Raw genomic sequence first — 25,551 nt, forward strand, 5'->3', positions numbered from 1 at the left:
CGTGGCTGCGCCGATCTGGCGAGAGCCACGTCAGAGGATGACTGTCCGGGGTAGACGCGAGGCTCGCCTACAGCAGGGCACGGGCGCTATTGCGGCGCAGCTTGCCAGACGTGGTCTTCGGAAGGCTCCCAGGCTGAAGGAGCCGCACCTCGCGCGGCGGGTGGCCTACATGACTGCTCACCCGTGCCGCGACGGCCCGACGGATTCCGGCCCGCTCGGACTCGTTGAAGCGTTCGTAGACTTCTGCGAGAACCGCAAAACCTTCACGTTCGGTGTCCAACCGCAGCGCTACGACGCAGCCTTTGCGCACACCCTCAACGCTCGCCGCGGCGCGCTCGATGTCGTGAGGATGAAGATTGCGGCCGGCTAGCACGATGACATCCTTGAGGCGTCCACAGACGTGGATCCGACCGAGTTCATCGAGATATCCGAGGTCTCCTGTGTCGAACCAACCTGTGTCGTCGAGCACCGGAACCGTACCGTCAACGGTGACGTATTGCCGGCCGATGGAGGGGCTGCAGAGCTCGATGGCGCCGACCTGCCTGGCCTCATGCAGCACCTGACCATTTCTGGCGATGCGGACCTGCATATCCGGGATCGGTAATCCCAAACACACCACGGGCTGGGCGTCCTCTGAGTCGGGATCGATCGGTTCGGCGCGGTGGTTCTCGGCGAGGCTCCGGCGGGAAACGTAATCGACGACCGCCGGCGCCCGGAAGTCGCCCGCGGAAACCGTGAGAGTTGCTTCGGCCAATCCGAAAAATGGCGTCGCCACGCCGGCACCCATACCGAACCGCGATCCCACCGAGGTCAGATATTCCAGGTCACGATGGTCGATCGGTTCGGCACCGTTGACCGCAACTCGCAAGCTTGACAAGTCAATTGAATCGGGGTCGGCCTTTTCGAGCACACGAGCCAGAACTGAATAGGCGAAGTTGGGACCAGCCGTCACCTCGGCGCGAAACTTACTGAGCATCTCAGCCCAGACAATGGGCCGCCGAAGGAACGCGTCGGTTCGAATGACGATCACTTCATTGCCGGTCTTCATCGGCAGGCAGATGAAGCCGACCATACCCATGTCGTGGCAGAGCGGCAGCCAGCTGGCCATCACGGTGTCGATGTTGATCTCGACTGCACGACATGACGCTTCGACGTTGGCGGCCAGATTCCCATGGCTGATTTCCACCGCTTTGGGCACTCCGGTGGAGCCAGACGTGAGCTGGCGCATTGCGATGTCGTCGTCGTCGGTTTCCACCAACGCGATCGGACCCGCGCCACGCAGAGAATTGACGGTGCAGACGCGCAATCCCTCTGCAGTGAGGGCCTCTGCCGCCACCTCGAACGGATCGCCCAGCACCACCAACGGGGCATTCAACATCCGGCACGCTTGTACGGTGTCGGCGGTCCACACCGCCAGATCGTTGCGTGGGGTGGGTTGCTGCAACATCGTCAACGCGGCTCCGCGAATCCACAGGGCCTGCGCCAGGGGCGCCACGTCAGATGCCTCCGCAGCCAACACGGCGACGGTGTCGTTGCGACCGATATCCATGCTGGACAGAACATTTGACATGCCGCAAGCCTGCTTGTGAACCTCCTGCCAGGTTATCGATAGAGGTTCATCGATCGAACCGACGCGCAGGGCGTGGGGCGAGGTTTCGGCGGTTAGGAAGATGTCGCGGAGTAGCGTGCTCAAGACATCAGGCCCTCTCTCGATACACTTGTCAAACGCAATTGCATTGGGCGGCGACTGATTTAAAACAGCCACAACCTCCGCCGCGCCTGCGGAGTCCCTACCGGCCCCGGAGCTTAATTCCCGGCAAACCTTCACGCTGTCACAACCGATCAATTGTTGTTCTTAGCGCGCGACTTCGCACCAAATATTTTGGAAAAAAAGTCATAGTGTCCATCCCGGAACTTAGCCACCAATCAGGTCAAGAAAGGCGCGCGCAGCAGGCATTCATGACACATACATGCGACCGCTCTCCGCCCTCACAGATATGAGATGCGCAGACAATGCCGTAATAGTTGGGTAGTCCCAGGCGATAGTTGCATCCGCCTCGATGTCGAGCTCGCGTTGCAGATCGGCACACAGCGAAAGACTCATTGTCGAGTCGAAACCATATTCCGGCAACGGGGTTTCGACGTCGATGGAGTCGCGCGGTGTGTTAAGATAACCGGCAACTCTTTCACTAAGCCAATCGGCAAGCTGAGCTTGGTTCACGTTTGTTGCTCCTGTTAACGAGTGCGTGCCGATGGGCCGTTAGTAATTGAGTACTCTACTTCCCGTACCTGCAGTCGTCACCCACCCGATCAACTGCGACTTATATGACACATATCGGTCTTATATGGGCATCGCTTGCTCATTCTGAGACAGCTTTTTCCGTAATTCCACTCTTGTCTACATCACCGAAACCGTCGTCGCCGACGTCATTGACAGCTCTTCGGCGCATCAGGCTGGTCGGGCGCTGGGGATGAAGGCGCCGGCACCGAATCCTGATCCCGGTCGCGCAGCTCACCGACGTAGTCGGGCCAGTCCAGGCTGTCAACCGGGTTAGCGGCGGTGATGTCGCCGGTATCGATCGGAAAGGTGCGGGCCAGCCCCGGTCCCGAACCGCGGGTCTCGAATCGGACGGTGACGACGCCGTGGCCCGCGCCCTGTACCCAGCCGTGTCCGAAGTCGCGGTGCGTGACGTCGTCGCCGATGCGCCACGACGAGCCGTCCTGTCCGGTGAGCAGTGCGGCGCGCATCGTCTCGAAATCCTGGTGTGCCTCCGTGGGTGACACGTCCAGCTCGGGAAACAACGATTCCTGCCGCACGTCGCTGAGACCCGAAAACCCAACGCCGAGAAGGCGGATCGGGCCGATCTGCAGTGGGTCCAGCAGCAGCCTGCGGGCCACCGCCGTCAGCGCGCTCGCTTCGGCCGTCGCATAGGGCAACGTCGCCGAGCGGGTGAGGGTACTCATGTCGGACTTCTTCAGTTTCACCGTCACCGTGCGCGCGCCGCGGCCGTCTTTGAGTAGCCGCCGATGCGCGTGCTCGGCGATCGGCTCGATCGCCTCCCGCAGCTGGTCCAGGGTGGTCAGATCAGTCGCGAACGTGGACTCGGCGCTGATCTGTTTGGCTTCGGCGCGTTCGGCGACGGGGCGGTCGTCGATCCCGCGGGCCAGCCGGTGCAGCGCGGGACCGATGGTGGCACCGAGAATGTTGGACACTTCCGCGTCGGACAGCGCCGCCAACTGTCCGATGGTCTCGATGCCGAGTCGGTGCAGTTTCTCCTCGGCGACCGGACCGATCCCCCACAGCCGCCGCACCGGCAGGCCGTCGAGCAGCAGCCGCTCTTCGGCACGGCGCACCACGCGAATACCGTCGGGTTTGGCCAGGCCCGAGGCAATCTTGGCGATCTGTTTGCCCGAACCCGCGCCCACCGACGCGATCAGACCGGTCTCATCGCGAACCCTGCGGCGCAGCATTTCGCAGAATTCTTCCGCGTCGGACGCCGAGGCCCCGACCAGTTGCGACGGCTCGCCGAACGCCTCGTCGAACGAGAGCTGCTCGACAACGGGAACCACACTGCGCACGGTGTCGAAGACGCGCCGGCTGGCCACGCCGTAAACGACTCCGCGCGGCGGCAACACGACCGCGCTCACCCCGACCAGCCGACGCGCCTGGTGCATCGGCATGGCAGAACGGGCACCGAACACGCGCGATTCGTAGCTGGCTCCGGCCACTACCCCTCGGCCACCCAAGCCGCCCACCAACACCGGACGGCCCCGCAGGGTCGGCCGGGTGAGTTGTTCGACTGAGGCGAAGAACGCGTCCATGTCCAGGTGCAGCACCCAACGGGACTCCACGACTGTCGATGCTATTGCGGCACGGCTGAGCCCTTGCGGCCGAGGCGCATCAGGGACTTCCGATCGCCGTACAAGCCAATTTGCGAAGGAAATACGGATTACGCAGGAGTAAATATTTCGTTGCGCACACGTTTAAGAAGTCCCATTCGGGGTCACTTCTCTTGAGGCGAGTGCGCTTGCCAAAGGCATGCATCAAGGGGGATGGCTATGTCGGTGTTGATCGCTCCTGAATGGGTTCAGTCGGCGGCTCAGGAATTGTCCGGCATTCGCTCGACGATAGAGCAGGCCGCCAAATCCATCGCGGGTTCCACTACATCGATTTCACCGGCAGCAGCCGACGAGGTTTCGGCCGCCGTCGCCGCGATGTTCGGCGACCTGGGCCGGGAGTTCCAGACACTCAGTGCGCAGACTCACGCATTCCACGCCGAGTTCGTCAAGACCCTGAACTCGAGCGTCAGCGCGTACCTCGGCGCCGAAATCGCCAACGCCCAAAAGACTTTGGCAAGCCTGGTACCCGCGGCCGCAGCCGCCTCGGCCGCCTCGATCCTGGACGGTCTCACCGGCAGCCTGGGCAACCTCGGCGGACTGCTGGGCGGCTCCGGCAGCCTCTTGAGCGGTCTCGGGACTTTCCCGTCCCTTCAATCCCTACTGCCCGGCATATTCGGTGCCACTCCCGGACCCACGCCGCCCAGCTTGGCCGCGATCACCGGACCCTACGAGGCATTTGTCTCCAACACGATCACCAATCTGCAAAGCCTCGGCACTGGTCTGGCCACCAACCCATTTCCGTTCCTGCACCAATTCATCACTAACCAGTCGAACTACGGGCAGATAATCACGTCGGCTTTTTCGAACGCGGCTCAGCACTTGAACAACGGGGCCGCCGCGACCCAGATCCTGGCCGATCTGGCGCCCATCGCCTCGATACCGGGCCGGATCGGTCAGAACGCGGTCAACCTGCTCGCGACCGTCACCGACTTCTCCTACTCCGTCGGCGTCAACCTGACCGATCCCCTGCAAATCGGGGCCGCCTTCTTCGGGATGCCCATAGCGCTCGGCATCGATGCCATCGGTTCGCCCGTCACCACGGCGAATGCCATCGCCTCCGTCGGTGCGGCCTTCAGCAGCGCCGTGCAGAGCGGAGACGGTTTCGGGGCCGCTGTCGCGGTCCTGACCTCCCCTGCCGTCGTCGCGAACGGGTTCCTGAACGGCCAGTACACGCTGGGGGTGACCCTGCCCGGGGTGCCCCTGCCCGTGCTCGGCGGTCTCCCTGCCATCACTGTCCCGCTGCACGCCAGCATCCCCCTGGGCGGGATATTGACCCCGTTGTCGACCGTGACGGTCAACATCGATCCGCTACCCGGCAGTCCCATCGTCAGCGTCCCGATGGGCGGCACGCCCACTGGCGGGATTCTGCCGGGGCTCCTGCTCTACGCACCTCAGCAGCTCGCCCAGGCGATAGGCGCGCCACCGCTGCCGAGCCCGCTGCTGCCCCTGCCGCAGATCACCGTGCCGGGTCTGCCGTCGCTGGGATCTCTGCTGCCCGGTCTGAGCCTGCCGACCCTGCCTGGGCTGACCGGATCGCCGCTGCCGCCGCTCCTGGGTGGGCTGCTGTAGCGGCGTCAGGTAGCCGCAAGCTCAATCTCGTTGTCCGACTGGCTTATCGCCCAGTCGACGTAGCGGTCGATCCCGGTCCAGATCTCGACCTGAGGCGCAAAACCGATGCTGCGCGCCAGCTGGATATCCGCGGGGTAGCGTGCGACCTCCCCGGGTCGCGCCGGCCCCCTGACTACGTCCACCTGGAATTTGGTGGCAATGTACTCGGCGATGTCGCGCACGCTCGTGTTGATACCGCTGGCGAAGTTGATTGCGCGGCCTTTGAGTTCCGGATTGTCCAGAACCAGCAGGTAGGCCCGCACCACGTCACTGACGTGGAGGTAGTCGCGCGTCGCGGTCCCTTCACCGAAGACGGTGAGATCCCTGCCCGCCATCGCCTGGCGCACGAGTATCGGGATCAGCGCACCGAATGCGCCGCTCTTCTGCCGCTCGCCGAAAATGTTGAACGGGCGGACCACGGTGATATCCATGTCGTAGGAACGGAAGTAGGAATAACAGAGCCGGTCGGCCGCCGCCTTGGACGCGCCGTAGGGACTGTTCGGCATCAGCTCGGCGGTCTCGTCCAGCAGCTCATCCGCGCCGAGGTCCTGCCCGTCGCCGTACACCTCACACGTCGAGGCGTAGACGACGCGCGATCCGCTCCGGCGGGCCGCCTCGAGAATGTTGTAGGTGCCCATCACATTGGTGTCCAGAAAGCTCTTCGGATCGCTGAGCGACTTGTCGACATTGACGTTGGCAGCCAGATGGAAGACGACCTCGTGCTCCGGCACCGTCTTGGCGGTCAGTTCGGCGTCAGTCACCGAACCGAAGACCACATCGGCCCGACTGTCGGCCTGCAGTCGTCTGGTATTGCGCTTGGCGGCGCTGGACAACGTATTGAGAACGGTCACTTGATGTCCCACGGCGAGCAGCACCTCGGCAAGGTGGCTTCCCTGGAAACCCGCTCCCCCAGTCACGAGAATTCTCACTGCACAAAGCCCCCCGCGTTCCGTGCCGTTCTTCGCTGAACCGGCTCATAGCTTACTGGCCCGCCGTGGCACATCCGGTTAGCCGGTCGCGACACGTACGGTGGCCGATAGAGATTGAGAGGGGGGTTTCTCGGTGTGTCCGTCGAATACCGGATCCGCTGACGTCGCGGCCCATGTCCGCGAGGAGATCCACGCCTGGGCTACGCATCCGGCTCTGACGGAGTTGGTGGAGATGTTCGGCGGGGCCGTTCCGTCAGACCTTGACCTCGTCGAGCGCCTCGGCTGGCTCGACGATTTCAGCACCGTGTGGGATTACCGGGCGCGGGCACGGGCAGGAGCGGGGCGGGTGAACAGCCAGGACGCTGCCGGAGCCGTGCGGTGGCTCATTCCCCGCCTGGACGTACCTGCCGGCCAGCAGCAGAAGATCGTCGCACTGGCAGACGAACTCGGCCTGATCGGCGAATCGATGCCCAGCGCAACCGATTTCGATTACCTGCTGGTGATCGGCGGCGGCCGGTACACGAACCGGCTGCGCGTCGGCTACGCACGAGAGGTGGCGGCGGGGCGGCAAATCGGGCATGTGGTGTTGGCTGCGGCCTCACGCCCCCTCATGGATTCCGAGCGGGACGCGGTAGCCGTCCTCGCGCCGGCGGCCCGCAGCGAGTTCGACCTGGTGGCCGCGGCCGCCGGTGAAATGCTGGGGCTCGATATCCGCGAGGTTGAGGATCATGCACGACGACGCGTCGATCGGCCGCACCGCGACCGAGCCGTCTGGCGGTTCCCAGCGGACAGCAACGAACTGGGCGTGCCGGTCACTCTGCTGGAAACGCCGTCACCCGATCCGGACAACCGCCGGGCGAATTCCGGTGACACGTATACCTTCGCCGCGCAGACGGTAGGTATGCGCGGGTCGACGTGCCTGCTGGTGACCGGCCAACCGGTGGTTCCCTATCTGCACTTCGAGGCGTTGCGCACGCTGGCGCTGCCGTTCGGAATCCGTTTGGAGTCTGCGGGATTCGGGATCGAGCGGTACAACCGTCTCGGCGAGCTGGACGAGCAGCATCCGGCCAAGATCCTGCAGGAGGCGCGATCGGCGATCCGGTCCGCGCGGGCCGTGGCCGAGCGGCTCACCCGGCAACGGTGATGGTGCACGGAGTGGCCGCCGGATAGGTACCCGACACCGGCCGCGGCCGGCCCTGCGGTGGCCACGGCTGCAAACCCCGGTTGCCCAGATAACGCAGCGGGCTGGTGTGCCCGCCGCCCGCGTGGACCTCGAAATGCAGGTAGCCGTCCGCTGATTCGGCTTCCAGACCAACGGCGCCGATCTGTGCCCCGGCAGCGATCTCATCGCCCACTCGGTGCTCGCCGCCGCGGAACACATAGACGAGGTCGGCCTCTGCGTTCGACACCGTCACCGACCGGAGCCCACGGTCATCGAGATCGTCTGTGCGAGTGACGGTTCCGGACGAGACAGCGTGGATGGCGGTGCCCGGCGCAGCGGCGAAATCGATACCGGGGTGGAATGTGCCGGCCCGTGGACCGTAACCCGCTCCGATTGACAGCTTTTCACGGTCGATCGGCAAGCGGGCATCGACGTCGACCGGATCGAAATCGCCTCGGCGGCGTCGACCGTAGTCAGCCGTGAGCAGGTCGACCTCGTCGCGCGCATAACCGAACAACAGCGCGCGGTCGTAGGGGACGCCGTAGTTCAGCCGGCAATCCGGGTCGATTCTGCGGTAGTGGTCGACCTTGGCCACTCGTTCGGCAAGCGTGGACCAGCCGTGGTGCACCAGGCGAACGTCGTACACCATCCCGATGCGACCGCGTTCGGTGATGTTGGCGGGCCAGTGCGGATTGTGAATCATCCTGGTCCCCGCCCGAAGTTCCGGACGCCAGCGCCAGAACGGTCCGCGCACCGACTCCGCCGGCCCCATGATCGGGATCATGTCCGGGAATTCCGGATCATGCCACGTCGGGATCATCGGGCACATCAGCGCCGCCACGTCGGCCGGAATATCGGCCAGCATGCCGCGCACGTCGACGTCGGCCTCGACCACCTGGTCGGAGTCGATCATGGCGATCCAGTCGGGACGGCAGAAATCGGCCATGCGATACAACAATTCCAGCCCCGGGGGTTCCGGGATGAGCCATGGCGTCTGCGGCAGATCCGACCGGGCGCGAACGACATTCGTCACCGCGGGATGCTCAGCCAGGATGTCGGCGGAGTTGTCGGTACTGCGGTCGTCGATCACATAGATGTCGTCGCACCAGCCGGACAACGAGTCCAGGACTCGCGGCAGGATGTCCTCGCCGTTGTGCACCCGGAACAGCCCCAGAACCCGCATCGTCCCCCTCCGTTCGGCCCGTGCCTCACGCGGAGGCACGTTGAATGAATACCCGCACTCCGTCCCCGATTTCGGCGGCCCCGTCCGCGGGTTCACCGAACTCGAAACTCGTGGCCAAGATTTCACCCGCGATCAGATCACGGTGCGTGGACGCCCACTCGGCCCGCCCGGCAGGCACCGACATCACCACAGTGATCCGGTCGGACACCTCGAGGCCGGTCGACTTACGCAGCTCCTGCAGTTCGCGGATGCGGTCTTTGGCCCAGCCCTCTGCCTCGAGCTCCGGGGTTACCGTTCCGTCCAGTACCACCAGCCCGGCACCACCCGGCAGGGCCGCGGTGAATTCCGGGTCGGCGGCCACCAATCGGGAGCTGTACTCCTCCGGCTGCAGGATCGCGGGTCCCGCGGTCAGGGTGCCGTCCGGGTTGACCACGCCCTCCCCCGCTTTGACGGCCTTGATCGCGGCCTGCACGTCCTTGCCCAGCCGCGGGCCGGCGACCCGCGCGTTGACGGTCAGCTCGAACCGGCCGTAGGTGTCGATCGCATCGGTCAGCTCGACCTGCTTGACGTTGAGTTCGTCCCCGATCAGCCCGGTGAACGGCTGCAACTGAGACGGGTTCTCCACGGCCACCGTCAGTTTGGGCAACGGCAACCGCACCCGCAGCTTCTTGGCCTTGCGCAGCGACGACGCCGCCGAGCACACGTCCCGCACCTGGTCCATGGCGGCCACCAGCTCGGGGTCGGCGGGCAGTTCGGCCGCCTCGGGCCAGTCCGTCAGGTGCACCGAACGGCCGCCGGTCAGCCCGCGCCAGATCAGCTCGGTCATGAGCGGCAGTAGCGGTGCCGCCAGTCGTGCCGTCACCTCCAGCACCGTGTGCAGTGTGTCGATGGCGTCGACGTCTTCCACCCAGAAGCGTGAACGTGACCGTCGCACATACCAGTTCGTCAACGCCTCGGTGAACTGGCGCAGCTGTTCGCAGGCGCCTGAGATGTCGCAGATATCCAGCGAAGCGGTCAGGTCGTCGCGCAGTACCGCAAGTTTGGCCAGGATGTAGCGGTCCAGCACATGCGCCGAATCGGTGCGCCATACACCGACCTTCGGCGCGTAGAGCGCCAGGAACGTGTACGCGTTCCAGAACGGCAGCAATACCTGCCGCACCCCGTCGCGGATACCTTGCTCGGTGACAATCAGGTTGCCGCCGCGCAGGATCGGTGACGCCATCAGGAACCAGCGCATGGCATCGGAGCCGTCGCGGTCGAACACCTCGGTGACATCCGGGTAGTTGCGCAGCGACTTGCTCATCTTCTGGCCGTCCGAGCCCAGCACAATGCCATGCGCCACACAGGTTTTGAACGATGGCCTGTCGAACAACGCGGTGGCCAGCACGTGCAGCGTGTAGAACCAGCCGCGGGTCTGGCCGATGTACTCGACGATGAAGTCGCCCGGATAGTGGCCGTCGACCTGCTTGTCAGGGTCGTCGCTCTGGACCCCGTCGAACCACTCCTTGTTCTCGAACGGGTAATGGACCTGTGCGTAAGGCATCGAACCGGAGTCGAACCACACGTCGAGCACGTCGGAGATGCGCCGCATCGTGCTGTGGCCCGTGGGGTCGTCGGGGTTGGGCCGGGTGAGTTCGTCGATGAATGGCCGGTGCAGGTTGTCCGGGCGCACTCCGAAGTCCCGTTCCAACTCGTCCAGGCTTCCGTAGACGTCGATGCGCGGATAGGCCGGGTCGTCGGACTTCCACACCGGAATCGGGGTGCCCCAGTAGCGGTTTCGCGAGATGGACCAGTCGCGGGCGCCCTGCAGCCACTTCCCGAACTGTCCGTCCTTGACGTGTTCGGGGTACCAGGTGATCTGCTGGTTGAGCTCCACCATCCGGTCCCGGAACTGGGTCACCCGCACGAACCACGACGACACCGCACGGTAGATCAGCGGGTTGCGGCAGCGCCAGCAGTGCGGGTAGGGGTGCTCGTAGGTCTCGTGCCGTAGCAGCACCGCGCCGTTGGTCGCGGCGGGACCGCTCTGGCTTTTCAGGTCGCGGATGATCTGCGGGTTGGCGTCAAAGACATGCTGCCCCTGGTAGTCCGGAACCGTCGCGTCGAATCGGCCCTTGGAATCGACGGGCGTAACAGGCACGATGCCGACCGGGTCGGTGGTGGCCATGTCGTCCTCGCCGTAGGCCGGCGCCATGTGCACCAGCCCGGTGCCGTCCTCCGTGGTGACGAAGTCGGCGGACAACACCTGAAAGGCCTTGGGCGAGTCCAGGAAATAGGCGAACGGCGGCAGGTACCGGGTGCCCAACAACTCGGCGCCGCGATAGGTGCCGAGAACTTCGGGGTCCTCCCCGAGTTCGCGGGAATATGCGGCCAGCCGCGCCTCGGCCAGGACGAAGCGCCGATCGCCGGACTGCACCTGGACGTAGCTCACGTCGGGATTGACCGCGACGGCGAGGTTCGACGGCAGGGTCCACGGCGTCGTCGTCCAGATCAGCAGGTAGGCACCGTCCAGTCCATTTTGTGAGTCGCCACCCACGACCTTGAACCCGACCGTGAGGGCGGGGTCCTGGCGGCTCTGATAGACGTCGTCGTCCATCCGCAGTTCGTGATTGGACAACGGGGTCTCGTCACGCCAGCAGTACGGCAACACCCGGTAGCCCTCGTAGGCCAGGCCCTTGTCCCACAGCTGTTTGAAGGCCCAGATCACCGACTCCATGTAGCTGGGATCGAGCGTCTTGTAGTCGTTGTCGAAATCGACCCAGCGCGCCTGGCGGGTCACATACTGCTGCCACTCGTCGGTGTAGCGCAGTACTGAGGCACGGCAGGCATCGTTGAAGGCGGCGATGCCCATCGAGTCGATCTGGGACTTGTCGGTGATGCCCAGTTGCCGCTCGACTTCCAGCTCGGCAGGCAGACCATGTGTGTCCCAGCCGAATCGGCGTTCTACCTTGTTTCCGCGCATGGTGCGATAGCGCGGCACGATGTCTTTGACGTAGCCGGTCAGCAGGTGCCCGTAGTGCGGCAGGCCATTGGCGAACGGCGGGCCGTCGTAGAACACATATTCCGGAGCGCCGTCGCGGCGGGCGATGCTGGCCCGGAACGTGTCGTCCCGGAACCAGTAATCGAGCACCTCGAGTTCGAGCGCCGGGAAATCCGGCGCGCCGCTGGCCAGCTTGGGGTAGGCCGTACGGCCGGCTTCGAGTTCAGCCTCGAATTCAGCTTCGTCGCTCACGTGGGTCGTCTCCGGTGCCTCGAGATCTTCAGGCACGGGGACGACGGGCGCGCTGGTGCGCGAACGCCGCGGTACCACCCCGCTTGCCACGCTGACGCGTGACCACTCGAAAGGCTGTGACGGGCCCGCCCGTTCGGTTCTACTGGGCCGATTGGCTGTTCTTCCGAAAGCTCCCCGGTGATGGCCGGATCGACGCTGGTCTGCCGCTGATTCTAATTGCGATCGCAAACCCGGCGAAGCCGGGTGCCGCGGGTCGCAATCAGAAGACGGGAAGCACTCCAAGGGGCCGGCCCGCCGCAGGACGCTCCTGCGGTCGGCTAGCCCCTTGGAGTGCCGGGTAGCGCACTATCCATGGGCGTCACGCCTGGACTTCGAGAACGCCGATGCGCCACAGCGCGGCGTACATGTGCCGCAGCGGGATGTTCAGCAGGCGGGCGGCGCCGGCCACCAGCGGGTCGCCCCCGGCCGCGAGCACCTGCTCGGTGCGACGGGCTTTCTTCGGCGCCGGAGCGACCGGCAGGTCGCGCACCACGTGCAGCTTGGGCGCAGCGGGAACGGCAACTACTTCGTCATACAGTGCAGCGGTCATGATCGCCTCCTCGGATAAGACGTTGGCAGGTGGAACTCAAAGGAATCTTGGGAAGTCCCGTCCCGCAACGGTTCCGACGTGAAGGCTGTGTGAAGACTCAGCCGAGAACGTCGCGCCGGAGACCGGTCAGGGACGAAACAGCGCCCGGATATCGACCCGGACTGCCACTGGAACTCATGCGTCCCTCACCTCCTCTCGGTCACGACCCACGCGAGTGTTCGCGTGATCTGCTGCGCGCACAAGGAGAACAGAATGCCGGCGTTCCGCCGGAAATCCGCACCCCTCTCGTCAGAGCTTTGGCACTACCCGACGTGTCCGGTAACCCGGAAGCCACCTGGGCTCAACCCTTAAGCCGGGAGGAGCTGTCCTGACCCGGGGCGTCTTTCGACGTTCGGGGTCAGTGGCCTGTGTTCGTGTAGCCGCCTCACCTAACGAGGTGCCTGCCTGACCGATAATGCACGACGTACGGGCGCGGGTCAACGCGGCACCCCCGGGTTTCGGGATCTTTATGCTTTCACTACGCACGCCCACAGCTTCCATTCAGCAATAACGCATCTGAGCTGCGGAAACGAGAAGGCCGCGGGACGATCTCCCAGGTTACGTTTCGGTATGAGTTCGCTATGTCACATCATTGAGCCGGCCGATGGTGTCGATGTATTCCTCCACCATGTCGAGCACCACCGCGCGGGTCGGACGGACCCGGTCCAGCGAGCCGACCACCTGGCCGACGAAGTACGTCGCCAGCTCGCGCGCTTTCGCCCCGGGATGGGCAGCCGCCTGGTTGATCCGGACCTGAGAGTCGGTAATCAGCGCCGTCTGCAGCGGCATTCCCAACGGGTTGGGGGTGTCGGGGCGTTCCCATTCTTCGGTCCAGGCGGTGCGCAGCATGCGGGCCGGCTTCCCGGTCATGGACCGCGACCGCACGGTGTCCGACGACGTCGCCGCCAGGAACTTGTCCTTCACCACTGGCGCGGTCTCGGCTTCCTCGGTGGTGAGCCATACCGAACCGCACCACACCCCCTCGGCACCCAGGGCCATGGCGGCCGCGATCTGGCGTCCGCGGGCGATCCCACCGGCCGCCAGCACGGGCGTCGGGGCCACCGCGTCCACCACCTCGGGCACCAGCACCATGGTCGCGACCTCACCGGTGTGTCCGCCTGCCTCGGTGCCCTGCGCGACGATCAGGTCGACCCCGGCCGCCGCGTGCCGGCGGGCATGTTCGGTGGTGCCGGCCAGCGCGGCCACCAGGACGTCGTGGCTGTGCGCCCGCTCGACGAGATCGTGCGGCGGCGGACCGAGTGCACTGGCGATCAGCCGTATCTTGTGGGCGAAGGCCACCTCCAGCAGCGGTTCGTAGCCCTTGGGTGAGATGTTGAGCCCACCTCTGATCGTCTGCTCCTGTTCGCCATGTGGCGCAACGCCGTAACGGTTCAGCATCTCCTCGACGAAAGCGCGGTGCTCGGCCGGCAACAGGTCCTGGGCCTGCCGTGAGTTGACGCCACCGGTGTCGGCGCCGACGTATTTCGGCGGTAGCAGCAGATCGACACCGTAGGGCTTGCCGTGCGTCTGCTCCTCGATCCAGGTGAGCTCGCTTTCCAGCCGTTTCGGGCTGTGGGCGGTGGCACCGAGCACCCCGAACCCGCCCGCATTGGTCACTGCGGCCACCACGTCGCGGCAGTGACTGAAGGCGCAAATCGGAAACTCGACGCCGAGCATCTCGGCAACTCTGGTTCGCATGTCGCCGACGCTACGCCCTACCGATCAGGGGAGGACGGAGCCCGGCCGTCGGGCGGCCACGCGGCCACCCCGTCTTCCAGCGGCACCTCAAGGCTCTGCAAAATCGACGCAACCATCCGCCACGCACCGATGACGGTGACCAGTTCGATGAGAACGGCTTTGCCGCCGCCCAATTCGTGTTCGCAGGCAGCCCAGTTCGCGGCACTCACCGCGCCGTCGTGCACGACGTCGTCGGTCGCCGCCAATACGGCTCGCTCGGTGGGCCCGAAACCGCCGTAGCCCTGCCAATCTCGCACGCCCAGCAGGTCCTCTGCCGAGACGCCGAGGCGGGTGGCCACCCGCCAGTGCTGCGTCCACTCATAGGTGCACTCGGTAAGCCACCCGATCCGCATGATGACCAGTTCGCGCAGCCTGCGGTCCAGGACACCGTGCCAGAGCATGCTGGCGAGCAGGTCGTTGAATGGTCCCGCCAACACTGGATGGTTCAGCAGCGTCTGAAAGATGCTGAGTTCGGCCATGTAGTCCGGGACGCCGGCCTGGTCGGCGGCGGCTTTGGCCTCTTCGACAGGCAGCAACGGTATCCGGGCGGGCTTGCTCATGCGGGCCTGTCAGGCGTCCAACCGGGCGAAGGCCTTGTCCTCGTACATCTGAACCGACTGCTGCCGGCGGATCTTGCCGCTGGTGGTGATGGGGATGGACCCGGGTGACACGAGCACCAGGTCGGCCACATTCAGCCCGTGCGAGTCGAAGATGGCGGCAGTGATGTCGCGTTTGAGCACAGCCAGTCGCTCCGCCAGCTCCTGCGCCGATTCGTCGGATTTCTGCTTGACTTCCACGATCGCCGCCAGCTTTTCGACACCGTCCTGCGGAACGGCGATTGCGGCGCAACGGCCGGCGCTGATCTCCTGAATGGTCGCTTCGATGTCGTCGGGAGAATGGTTGCGCCCGTAGACAATCAGCAGGTCCTTGATCCGGCCCATGATGAAAAGCTCACCGTTGGAAAAGAAACCGGAGTCTCCGGTACGCAACCACGGGCCTTCGGGAGTTCCCTCCGGCGGATTGACGATCGTCGCACCAAACGTGTCCGCTGTGGTCTCCGGTTTGTCCCAGTACCCCGACGCGACGTTGCCGCCCTGCACCCAGATCTCGCCGACCTTGCCTTCCGGGCACTCGGTGCGGGTGTCGCCGTCGACGATGCGAACCAGCTGTGATTTCGGCACTCCGTAGCTGACAAGCGGTGTGCCGCTGCCGCTTTCGACCCGCACGGCCTCCCCGTCCGGCAGCTTCTGTGAGTCGAAATCGACGATCTCCGGTGGATCACCCACCTTGCGCGTGGCGATGTACACGGTCGCTTCGGCCATGCCGTAGGCCGGGCGTAATGCCTTGGCGGCGAATCCGAAGCGGGCGAACCGGTCGGCGAAGCGCTTGAGGGTCGCGGGCTGGACCCTCTCGCTGCCGTTGAGCACGGTGTGCACGCCGCTGAGGTCGAACCCGGTCAGGTCCTCGTCGGAGGTCTTGCGTACCGCGATGTCGAACGCGAAGTTCGGCCCCGCCGAGATGGTGGTCCCGTAGCGCGCCAGCAACTGCGGCCAGCGGGCCGGGCGCTGCAGAAACGCCACCGGGCTGGTGAGCACCGTCCGTCGGCCGGCGAGGATCGGCATGATCGCCCCGAGCAGGAGACCCATGTCGTGGTATAGCGGAAGCCAGGACACCACGTCCAGGTCCGCCGGCGGCACTCCCCCTTCGTTGACGAAGAAGTCGGCCATGATCTGCTCGAAATTGGCGAAAACGTTCGCGTTCGAGACGGTGACGCCGGCTGGCGTCCGGGTCGATCCGGACGTGTATTGCAGATACGACGTGCGCGCACCCTCGTCTGCGATGCGTTCCGGCCGGGAAGATTTCGGCCGGGAATCCAGGTCCAGCAGGTCGACCTCGATGATGGCCGGTGGATTTTCGCCGGCCTGCGGTTCGACGCACTCCTTGACGTTGGTGATGGCGGCCGACGTCGTCAGGATCACCGACGGCGCGGTATCGGCCAGCACCGAAATGGTGCGCTCGTCGTGGGCGCCGCCGTAGGGCACCGAGAGCGGTACCCCGATGAATCCGGCCTGCAGCGCACCGAGGAATCCGACGACGTACTCGAGTCCCTGCGGGGCCAGGATCAGCGCGCGGTCACCGGGCGAACCGGTCTGCTTGAGCTGCTCGGCGATGTTGAGGGTGCGACGGTGCAGCTGCGCCCAGGTGAGCGTCTCCTCGACGCCTTCCCAGTCCAGGTCGTAGTTGAGGTAGGTGAGCGCCGCACCGTTCGGATTGAGACTCGCGCGTTCGCGCAGCACAGCAGGGATAGAAGAGCCAACCACGGGATCGCACACTACCCGCCGGAACACGCCCCTCGTGGTCCGTATCGCCGAAGTCAGGCGGCCACGTCCCGGAATCACACCGGAAGCGATCACGGCGGCCCCGCGGCCAGCGCTACCCACACGGCCTGTTGGCACTGGTGGCCGATCTCTACAGCGCAGGTGCCGCCCCGGATTTCGCGGCGCTCAATCCGGACGGCCGCCTGGTGGACGCACCGCTGCCGGCATAGACCAAGCGGCCGCTGCTGCCGACTGCGCAGCCGGGCCCCGGCCACGGCCACGGCCACGGCCACGGCCACGGCCACGAATACCGTTGCAGCACAACCGCTTCCTTCCCGCGCAATCCGATCGCTTAGGATTCCGTCGCCCGGTATCTGGACACGGTGAAATCGGTCTTTCGGCGGGTGGCCGCGGGACACGAACGCGCGCCATTGCGCGACACCGCACGATTGCAGTCACAGCCGTATTGAGCCATGCCGGAAACAGGTCGACCGGATGACGCCGGTTCACCATCTCAAGGCAGGGAAGGCTGCTGCGGGCCGGATACCGCCCGGCCGTGTCGGCACAACCGTCCCACTTTCCGGTTCGAGGGCCCTATGCTGGCGTTTTGCCGCTGATCGCGAGGCTTATCCGGCCGGCTGCGAGCGGTGTGATCAGCGTCACCTTGATCGAAATTTTTTGTACGTTCGCACGATTTTTCTACATGCGGCGGAGCGACCCGATACGCTTCTGATCGCGCCTGACTATGACGTGGGCGCCGAAATGTGGGGGTCGGCGATTGCGTCCGCTGCTGCGGGTTGGGGCAGCAGGGAGCGAAGTTCGACGAGAACTTGCCGAAGATGACTTGGACGCGGGCTAAGGAGATGACGTACCACCGTGGAAAAAGCACGCGTAACGCCGGTTGCGGTCATTGGTCTGGCGTGCCGGCTGCCGGGGGGCATCGACTCACCTGACCAGCTGTGGCAGGCGTTGCTCCGAGGCGAAGACTTCGTCACCGAGGTCCCGCTCGACCGCTGGGACATCGACGAGTACTACGACCCCGAACCCGGCGTGCCCGGCCGCTCCCACTGCAAGTGGGGCGCCTTCATGGACAACCTCGGCGACTTCGATCCCGAGTTCTTCGGCATCTCCGAACGCGAAGCCATCGCCATGGATCCCCAGCACCGTCTGTTGCTGGAGACCTCATGGGAGGCCATGGAGCACGCCGGCCTCACCCCCACCCAGATGGCTGACTCCCTCACCGGAGTGTTCATCGGCTTCACCCACGCCGACTACCAGTTCGTGCAAGCCGAGACCGGCGCCCTGGAAGGCCCGTACGGCAACACCGGCACCAACTCCTGCATGGCCTCCGGCCGGGTGTCCTATGCCCTCGGACTGCGTGGTCCCGCGGTCACCGTCGACACCGCGTGCTCGTCGGGTCTGTTCGCCGCACATCTGGCCGCCCGCAGCTTGAGCGAGGGCGAAAGCGACCTGGCCTTCGCCGGCGGTGTCTACGCGATGCTCGAGCCACGCCGCTTCGCGTCTGGTTCGGCCAACGGCATGCTGTCGCGCAGCGGCCGCTGCCACGCGTTCGACGTCGAGGCCGACGGGTTCGTCTCCGGCGAGGGCGCCGTGATGCTGCTCCTCAAGCGACTTCCGGACGCGCAGCGCGACGGCGACCGGATCCTGGCGGTCATCCGCGGAACGGCCGCCAATCAGGACGGCCACACCGTCAACATCGTCACGCCCTCGGCTGAAGCGCAGGAAGCGGTGTACCGGGCGGCGCTGGCGGCCGGCGGCGTGGACCCCGCCACCGTCGGCATGGTCGAAGCCCACGGACCCGGCACCCCGGTGGGTGACCCCCTGGAATACGCGAGCCTGGCTGCCGTCTACGGGATTGACGGGCCGTGCGCGGTCGGTTCGGTCAAGACAAACTTCGGCCACACCCAATCGACCGCCGGTGCGCTCGGGTTGTTGAAGGCCATCCTGGCCGTCCAGCACGGGGTGGTGCCGCAGAACCTGCACTTCCACACCATGCCGGACAAGATGGCCGAGATTGAGACCAATCTTTTTGTGCCACAAGAGGTTACAGCGTGGCCGATCAGCGACCCTGATCAGCCGCGACGGGCCGCCGTCTCGTCGTACGGCATGTCGGGCACCAACGTGCACGCCGTGTTGGAGCAGGCCCCGGCGCCGACCCCGGAACCCGTCACCGTGTCCCCGGACGGCAGCACCGGCCTGGAAGGCACGCTGGTCTTTCCCGTGTCGGCGAGTTCGGAAGAGGCGCTGCGCACGACGGCCGGGCGGCTTGCCGACTGGATCGACGCGCAGGAGGACCTGTCGCTGCCGGATCTCGCCTACACACTGGCACGCCGCCGCGGTCACCGCTCGGTGCGCACGGCCGTGCTGGCCGGCACCACAACCGAGTTGTCCGAGGCGCTGCGCGAGCTCGCCGGTGGCGAGCTGCCCCTTCCGCCCGCGGTGAGCCAGGATTACCGCGGTCCGGTCTGGGTGTTCTCCGGGCAGGGTTCGCAGTGGGCCGGGATGGGCAAGGACCTGCTGGCCAACGAGCCGGTGTTCGCGGCCACCATCGCCGAGATCGAGCCGCTGATTGCCGCGGAGTCCGGCTTCTCGGTCACCGAGGCGCTGACCGCACCCGAGAAGGTCACCGGCATCGACCGCGTCCAGCCCACCATCTTCGCCATGCAGGTGGCCCTGGCCGCCACCATGAAGGACTACGGCGTCACCCCCGGCGCGGTGATCGGGCACTCCCTCGGGGAGTCCGCAGCCTCCGTCGTCGCCGGCGCGCTGTCGCTGGAAGACGGCGTCAAGGTGATCTGCCGGCGCTCCAAGCTGATGACCCGCATCGCCGGCGCCGGCGCCATGGCATCGGTGGAACTGCCCGCGCAGCAAGTCTTTTCGGAGCTCCTGGGCAGCGGCATCACCGATGTGACCGTCGCGGTGGTCGCCTCGCCGCAGTCCACCGTGATCGGCGGGGCCACGGATGCGGTCCGCGAGTTGATCGCCGCCTGGGAAGAGCGCGACGTGATGGCCCGCGAGGTGGCCGTCGACGTGGCCTCCCACTCCCCCCAGGTCGACCCGATCCTCGACGACCTGACCGAGGCGTTGGAAGACATCAGCGGCCAGGAGCTCGCAGTCCCCTATTACTCGTCGACCTCCTTCGACCCGCGCGAGGAGCCCTACTTCGACGCGTACTACTGGGCCGACAACCTGCGCCACACCGTGCGGTTTGCCGCCGCGGTCCAGGCCGCCCTCGAAGACGGCTACCGGGTCTTCACCGAGCTGTCCCCGCACCCGTTGCTCACCCACGCCGTCGACCAGACCGCCCGGGGTATCGACATGTCGGCGGCCGCACTGGCCGCCATGCGCCGCGAGCAACCGCTGCCACACGGCCTGCGCGGCCTGGTCGGCAACCTGTACATCGCGGGCGCCGCGGTGGACTTCGCCGTGCTCTACCCGAATGGCAATCTGCTGGAGACACCGCTGCCGGCGTGGACCCACCGCCGCCTGCTGCTCGAAGAGAGCACCGACCGGCTCGCCCACGCCAACACCGTGGCAGTGCACCCGCTGCTGGGCGCGCACGTGCGCCTGCCCGAGGAGCCGGAGCGCCACGTCTGGCAGGGCGACGTCGGCACCGAAGCGCAGCCCTGGCTGGGCGATCATCAAATCCACCGCGCCGCAGCGCTTCCCGGCGCCGCGTACTGCGAGATGGCACTGGCCGCAGCCCGTACGGTGCTCGGCGACAACGCCGAGGTCCGTGACGTCCGATTCGAGCGGTTGCTGCTCCTCGACGAGGTGAGTCTTGTCGGGGCTACCGCGACGGTCGAGGCACCCGGTGTCGTTCCGTTCGTGGTGGAGACCAACGACGATGGCGAACGGTCCCGGCGGGCCTCGGCAATGCTGCATGCCGGGTCCGACGAAGACGCCGGCGCAGCACCGGCCGCCCATGACATCGAGGCGTTGCTGGCGTCGCACACGAACCCCGCCGACGGCGACGACCTTCGCCACGAGTTCGACGGGCGGGGCATCCAGTACGGTCCGGCCTTCAGCGGCCTGACCGCGGCGCACGTCACCGAGGAAGCCGGTGACACGGTGCTGGCCGAGGTCGCCGTTCCCAGCTCGATCCGCGCCCAGCAGGGCGCCTACGGCGTGCACCCCGCACTGCTGGACGCATGCTTCCAATCGGTGGCCGCGCACCCCAGCGTCGCCAGCGCCGGCGGTGGCGGCCTGCTGCTCCCGCTGGGGGTCCGGCGACTGCGGGCCTACGGTTCGGCCCGCCATGCCCGCTACTGCCTGACGACGGTGACCCCGGACGGTTCGGGGGTCAACGCCGATATCGACATCCTCGACGAGCACGGCACCGTGCTCCTGACGGTCCGCGGCCTGCAGATGGGCACCGGCGCCGCGCCCGGCAGCGAGCGCGACCGCGTGCTGGCCGAGCGGCTGCTGACTATCGAATGGCAGCAGCGCGACCTGCCGGACAAGACCGTGACCGAGCCCGGCAACTGGTTGTTGATCAGCACTTCCGACGCGGCCGACATGATGGCGACCCAGCTGACCGACACCCTGAAGATGCACGACGCCGACAGCGCGACGATCTCCTGGCTGCTGCGCGACGATCACCAGGCGCAGGCCGGACTCCTGCGCGACCAGCTCAGCGCCAACGCGTTCAACGGCGTGGTCGTTCTCACCGCACCGCAGAGCGCGGACGCGGAGGCCGGCGGCTTCGTCGACCGGGGCAGGGAATACGTCGAGCACCTCGTGCGCATCGCGCGTGAACTACCCGACATCGAGGGCCAGACCGCTCGCCTGTACGTCGTGACCCGCAACGCCCAGACGGTGCTGACCGACGATTGCGCAAATCTCGAACAAGGCGGTCTGCGGGGCCTGCTGCGCGTCATCAGCGCCGAACACCCCCACCTGAAGGTCACCTACGTCGACGTCGACGAGCACACCGGCGCCGAGCAGGTGACCCGCCAGCTCCTGCTCACCGAGTCCGAGGAAGACGAGACGGCCTGGCGCCACGACGAGTGGTACACCGCGCGCCTGAGCCCGACCCCGCTGGGACCCGACGAGCGCCGGACCACTGTGGTCGAACACGAGAACCAGGGCATGCGCCTGCAGATCCGCACCCCGGGTGACCTGCAGACGCTGGAGTTCGCCGCATTCCAGCGCGTGGCACCCGGGCCCGGCGAAATCGAGGTCGCCGTCGGTGCCTCCAGCATCAACTTCGCCGATGTGCTGGTCACTTTCGGCCGCTACCAGACGGCCGACGGGCAGCAGCCCCAGTTGGGTACCGACTTCGCCGGGGTGGTGACCGCGGTGGGACCCGACGTCACCGACATCAAGGTCGGCGACCGCGTCGGCGGCCTGTCCGCCAGCGGCTGCTGGGCCACCTTCGTCACCTGTGACGCGCGCCTGGCCACCCCCATTCCCGACGGCCTGACCGATGCCCAGGCGGCCGCGATCACCACCGCGTCGGCCACCGCCTGGTACGGCCTGCAGGATCTGGCCCGCATCAGGCCGGGCGACAAGGTGCTCATCCACTCCGCGACCGGCGGTGTCGGGCAGGCCGCGATCGCGATCGCGCGCGCCGTCGGCGCCGAGATCTTTGCCACCGCGGGCAGCGAGCAGCGGCGAGAACTGTTGCGCTCCATGGGAATCGAGCACGTCTACGATTCGCGCAGCGTCGAGTTCGCCGAGCAGATCCGCCACGACACCGACGGCTACGGCGTGGACATCGTGCTGAACTCGGTGTTCGGCGCCGCCCAATTGGCGGGGGTCAAGCTGCTGGCCCGCGGCGGACAGTTCGTCGAGATCGGCAAGCGCGACATCTACGGCGACACCAAGCTCGGTCTCTTCCCGTTCCGGCAGAACCTGTCGTTCCACGGCCTGGACCTCGGCTTGCTGTCTGCCACCGACCCGGCCGCGGTCCGCGAGTTGTTGACCACGGTGTACAACGCGACCGCCGAAGGCGTGTTGCCGATCCCCGAGAGCACCAGTTACCCGCTGGCCGATGCGGCGACGGCGATCCGCGTGATGGGTGCGGCCGAACACACCGGCAAGCTCATCCTCGAGGTCCCGCACGCGGGCCGCAGCAGCGTGGTGTTGCCACCCGAGCAGTCGCGGGTGTTCCGTGGTGACGGCGCCTACATCATCACCGGCGGCCTGGGTGGTCTCGGATTGTTCCTGGCCGAGAAGATGGCCGATGCCGGCGCCGGGCGCATCGTGCTCAGCTCGCGCTCTACGCCCAGCGAAAAAGCCTTGGAGACAATCGAATTGATTCGCTCCATCGGGTCGGACGTCGTCGTGGAATGCGGTGACATCACCCAGGCCGGCACGGCCGGCCGGCTGGTGTCCGCGGCCACCGCCACGGGCCTGCCGTTGCGCGGGATTCTGCACGCGGCCGCGGTCGTGGAGGACGCCACCCTGCCCAACATCACCGAAGAGCTCATCCAGCGCGACTGGGCTCCCAAGGTGCACGGCGCCTGGCACCTGCACGAGGCGACCGCAGGACATGACCTGGACTGGTTCTGCTCCTTCTCGTCGGCGGCGGCGCTGGTGGGATCGCCGGGCCAGGGTGCCTACGCCGCCGCCAACAGCTGGCTGGACGCCTTCACCCTGTGGCGGCGCGCCCAGGGGCTGCCGGCGATTTCGATCGCCTGGGGCGCCTGGGAGGAGATCGGCCGGGCGACGGCGTTCGTCGAGCAGTCCAGCGAAGGCGAGGCCATCGCCCCGGACGAAGGCGCGTACGCGTTCGATGCGCTGCTGCGTCACAACCGGGCGTACACGGGTTATGCGCCGGTGATCGGCTCGCCCTGGCTGACCGCCTTCGCTCAGCGCAGTCCGTTCGCCGAATTGTTCAAGTCGGCGAAAGGCCGCTCGGGCACCAATAAGCTCGTCGCCAAGCTCATGGAGATGCCGGTCGAGGAGTGGCCGGGCCAGTTGCGGCGGGTCATCTCCGAGGGTGTGAGCCTGATTCTGCGGCGTGCGGTCGACCCCGACTGGGCACTGTCGGAGTACGGACTCGACTCGCTGGGCAACCTCGAACTGCGCACGCACATCGAGACGGAAACCGGAATCCGGTTGACGTCCAACGAGATCACCACGGTGCGTGACCTGGCTGACCGGATCGCGGAAAGGCTCGCGGCGGCCCAGGATGTCTCGACGCCTGCTTGACGGTCGGCGGGCAACGCCGCTCCCCGGTCAGCTTGCCGCGCTGGTGTGCGAGTCGTTAACTGCACTCAAGCCGCGAGCCCAGGTTGCGCCGACTGAATCGCCCTGGAAATCCCGGAGACTGGCCTTGCAAACGGGGATGCAGGTGTGCCAAAGGAACAGTCGTCGCGGAACCTTGAGGCGCGTCGCTAGAGCCCGGCGGAACAGGCCGCGTGCCTGGGTGCGCCAGGCAGACATCGACGATGGGTATGCGCCCGGGGTGTCTACCGCGGAGTCTCAGCGTGTCAATTTCAAGGCCGAATGGATTACCGACTGCCCGCAACGGCCCCTGGATGGACCGTCGAGGACGTCGAATTAGCGACCCTGGGCTGGGCGCACTGGCACAACATCGCCCGGCTAACTCGGCGACCTTCCGGCGGCCGAGTTCGAAGCCGGCCAACCACTGGTCGAAGTCCAATTACCGGAGCCTCCAGCACAATCAGGGCTATCCACTTGGCTCACTCTCTCCATTTGAGTCAACGCCAACGCAGGCCGAAAAAGGCATTTGTCCCATTCTCTCCTAGGCTGCCACCCGACGCACCGCCACCAGTGCCGGCCCAGCCGAGATATAGGGCATTGCCGCCATTCCCTCCGTTGCCCGACCCAACAAAGGGAAATCCACCCGTCCCACCCCTCCCGCCGAAGCCGATCACCGCATCGCCGCCGTTTCCACCCTGACCCATTGCAGAGAAGGACGCCCCCGTCCCGCCCCATCCGCCGAGGCCGATCAGCGCGTTACCGCCGTTACCCCCGACCGTGCCACCGCCTCCGCTTCCACCGACGCCGAAGATGCGGGCATCGCCGCCGGCCGCACCGGTCCCGCCTTTCCCGCCCATACCGAAAAGACCTACGTCGCCGCCGACACCACTGGCGTAGCTGCTGTTTCCCGAAGCGCCGCCTTCCCCACCGAAACCGAATACCGGAGCGAGCCCGCCGGTGCCACCCCTACCGTCGACGGCGAACCCGCCCCTGCCACCCGTCCCGAACAGCCCGGCGGCACCGCCTGTGCCCCCGGCCACTCCGGCCGCTGTGCTCGCGCCCCCGCGACCGCCGTTGCCCAGCAACCACCCACCGTCACCGCCGGCCTGCCCAACTCCGTCAACTGTTCCTCCGTCGACACCGTCGCCGATCATCGGACGACCCAACAACGCCATCGAGGGCGCATTGACCACATCCAACAGCTGTCCCTCAAACCGCTCCAACCATCCCGCCGCCGCCTGCTCGGTCTGCTCGTAAGCTCCCACCCCCGCGCCCAGCAACTGCACGAAATCTTGGTGAAACAGCGCTGCCTGCGCACCGGCCGCCTGATACTCACGCCCTAAACCGCCGAACAGCGCCGCAATCGCTGCCGACACTTCATCCCCCGCCGCCGGCAACACACCCACCGTCGCCTCCAACGCGACCACATTCGCCTGCTGCAGCCCCTCTCCCAAGCCCACAAAATCGCGCACAGCTGCGTGCACCACATCTGGAACCACACCAACGAACGACACCACACCACTCCCCTCAGCAACGGCAACATAGACGCAATATGGGCCGACCCACAGAGCGCATAAGGTCTGCAGGACAGTACAAGTCGATTCGCCCGACGACGGTTTCTAAAGCCAGACCGGACTAGATTCGCCGCACTCGAGTCGTA

General features: G+C 66.3%; 14 protein-coding genes, 1 pseudogene and 1 riboswitch. Of the genes and pseudogenes, 4 read left to right on the forward strand and 11 right to left on the reverse strand.

Going from position 1 to position 25,551, the window contains the following annotated elements; genetic code table 11:
* Positions 1–67: 67 nt before the first annotated feature.
* The 3 genes from QXH22_RS00820 to QXH22_RS00830 form a co-directional block, all read right to left on the reverse strand.
* A complete protein-coding gene (locus QXH22_RS00820; RefSeq protein ID WP_306274714.1) occupies positions 68–1,693 on the reverse strand; it encodes a fatty acyl-AMP ligase in 1,626 nt (541 codons plus the stop codon).
* A gap of 264 nt (positions 1,694–1,957) precedes the next feature.
* Positions 1,958–2,221: an acyl carrier protein gene (locus QXH22_RS00825; protein ID WP_306274715.1), complete on the reverse strand. Its 264-nt coding sequence runs from the start codon at positions 2,219–2,221 to the stop codon at positions 1,958–1,960.
* Positions 2,222–2,427: 206 nt separating this feature from the next.
* Positions 2,428–3,837: a DNA polymerase IV gene (locus QXH22_RS00830; RefSeq protein ID WP_306275923.1), complete on the reverse strand. Its 1,410-nt coding sequence runs from the start codon at positions 3,835–3,837 to the stop codon at positions 2,428–2,430.
* A 222-nt stretch (positions 3,838–4,059) separates the two neighbouring features.
* On the opposite strand from QXH22_RS00830, the gene QXH22_RS00835 reads away from it, so the two are divergent.
* A complete protein-coding gene (locus QXH22_RS00835; protein WP_306274716.1) occupies positions 4,060–5,469 on the forward strand; it encodes a PE family protein in 1,410 nt (469 codons plus the stop codon).
* Between the two features lie 5 nt (positions 5,470–5,474).
* Here the strand turns inward: QXH22_RS00835 and QXH22_RS00840 are convergent, their stop codons facing one another.
* Positions 5,475–6,437 carry a dTDP-glucose 4,6-dehydratase gene (locus tag QXH22_RS00840; RefSeq protein ID WP_306274717.1) on the reverse strand — a complete coding sequence of 321 codons (963 nt, stop codon included), beginning with the start codon at positions 6,435–6,437 and terminating at the stop codon, positions 5,475–5,477.
* 133 nt (positions 6,438–6,570) lie between these two features.
* Between QXH22_RS00840 and QXH22_RS00845 the strand changes: the two genes are divergently transcribed.
* Positions 6,571–7,581, forward strand: a complete 1,011-nt coding sequence (locus QXH22_RS00845; protein ID WP_306274718.1) for a hypothetical protein — start codon at positions 6,571–6,573, stop codon at positions 7,579–7,581.
* Here the strand turns inward: QXH22_RS00845 and QXH22_RS00850 are convergent.
* The 6 genes from QXH22_RS00850 to QXH22_RS00875 all read right to left on the reverse strand — a co-directional run bounded on the left by QXH22_RS00850 (position 7,565) and on the right by QXH22_RS00875 (position 16,700).
* Positions 7,565–8,782 carry a peptidoglycan DD-metalloendopeptidase family protein gene (locus QXH22_RS00850; protein WP_306274719.1) on the reverse strand — a complete coding sequence of 406 codons (1,218 nt, stop codon included), beginning with the start codon at positions 8,780–8,782 and terminating at the stop codon, positions 7,565–7,567. The two genes, QXH22_RS00845 and QXH22_RS00850, sit on opposite strands and share 17 nt — an antisense overlap.
* Before the next feature lie 25 nt (positions 8,783–8,807).
* Complete coding sequence (ileS, locus tag QXH22_RS00855; protein ID WP_306274720.1) at positions 8,808–12,014, reverse strand: isoleucine--tRNA ligase; 3,207 nt, start codon at positions 12,012–12,014, stop codon at positions 8,808–8,810.
* Between the two features lie 358 nt (positions 12,015–12,372).
* Positions 12,373–12,603, reverse strand: a complete 231-nt coding sequence (locus QXH22_RS00860; protein WP_306240878.1) for an Rv1535 family protein — start codon at positions 12,601–12,603, stop codon at positions 12,373–12,375.
* A 273-nt stretch (positions 12,604–12,876) separates the two neighbouring features.
* A riboswitch (M-box (ykoK) riboswitch) is annotated at positions 12,877–13,046 on the reverse strand.
* Between the two features lie 175 nt (positions 13,047–13,221).
* Positions 13,222–14,340 carry a nitronate monooxygenase family protein gene (locus tag QXH22_RS00865; RefSeq protein WP_306274721.1) on the reverse strand — a complete coding sequence of 373 codons (1,119 nt, stop codon included), beginning with the start codon at positions 14,338–14,340 and terminating at the stop codon, positions 13,222–13,224.
* 17 nt (positions 14,341–14,357) lie between these two features.
* Positions 14,358–14,939: a carboxymuconolactone decarboxylase family protein gene (locus QXH22_RS00870; protein ID WP_306274722.1), complete on the reverse strand. Its 582-nt coding sequence runs from the start codon at positions 14,937–14,939 to the stop codon at positions 14,358–14,360.
* Positions 14,940–14,948: 9 nt separating this feature from the next.
* Positions 14,949–16,700 (reverse strand): AMP-binding protein, encoded by a 1,752-nt coding sequence (locus QXH22_RS00875; protein WP_306240881.1) that lies wholly within the window; start codon positions 16,698–16,700, stop codon positions 14,949–14,951.
* 873 nt (positions 16,701–17,573) lie between these two features.
* On the opposite strand from QXH22_RS00875, the gene pks2 reads away from it, so the two are divergent.
* Both pks2 and QXH22_RS00885 read left to right on the forward strand, forming a co-directional pair.
* The gene (gene pks2 / locus QXH22_RS00880; RefSeq protein ID WP_306274723.1) at positions 17,574–23,876 is read left to right on the forward strand and encodes a sulfolipid-1 biosynthesis phthioceranic/hydroxyphthioceranic acid synthase; all 6,303 of its coding nucleotides are present in this window, start codon (positions 17,574–17,576) and stop codon (positions 23,874–23,876) included.
* A 312-nt stretch (positions 23,877–24,188) separates the two neighbouring features.
* Positions 24,189–24,387, forward strand: a pseudogene (locus QXH22_RS00885) (hypothetical protein); the annotation flags it as partial.
* A gap of 1 nt (position 24,388) precedes the next feature.
* Here QXH22_RS00885 and QXH22_RS00890 read toward each other — a convergent pair.
* A complete protein-coding gene (locus QXH22_RS00890) occupies positions 24,389–25,405 on the reverse strand; it encodes a PE family protein (RefSeq protein ID WP_306240884.1) in 1,017 nt (338 codons plus the stop codon).
* Positions 25,406–25,551: the final 146 nt, after the last annotated feature.

Source organism: Mycobacterium sp. TY814, assembly GCF_030755175.1.
Taxonomy (GTDB): domain Bacteria; phylum Actinomycetota; class Actinomycetes; order Mycobacteriales; family Mycobacteriaceae; genus Mycobacterium.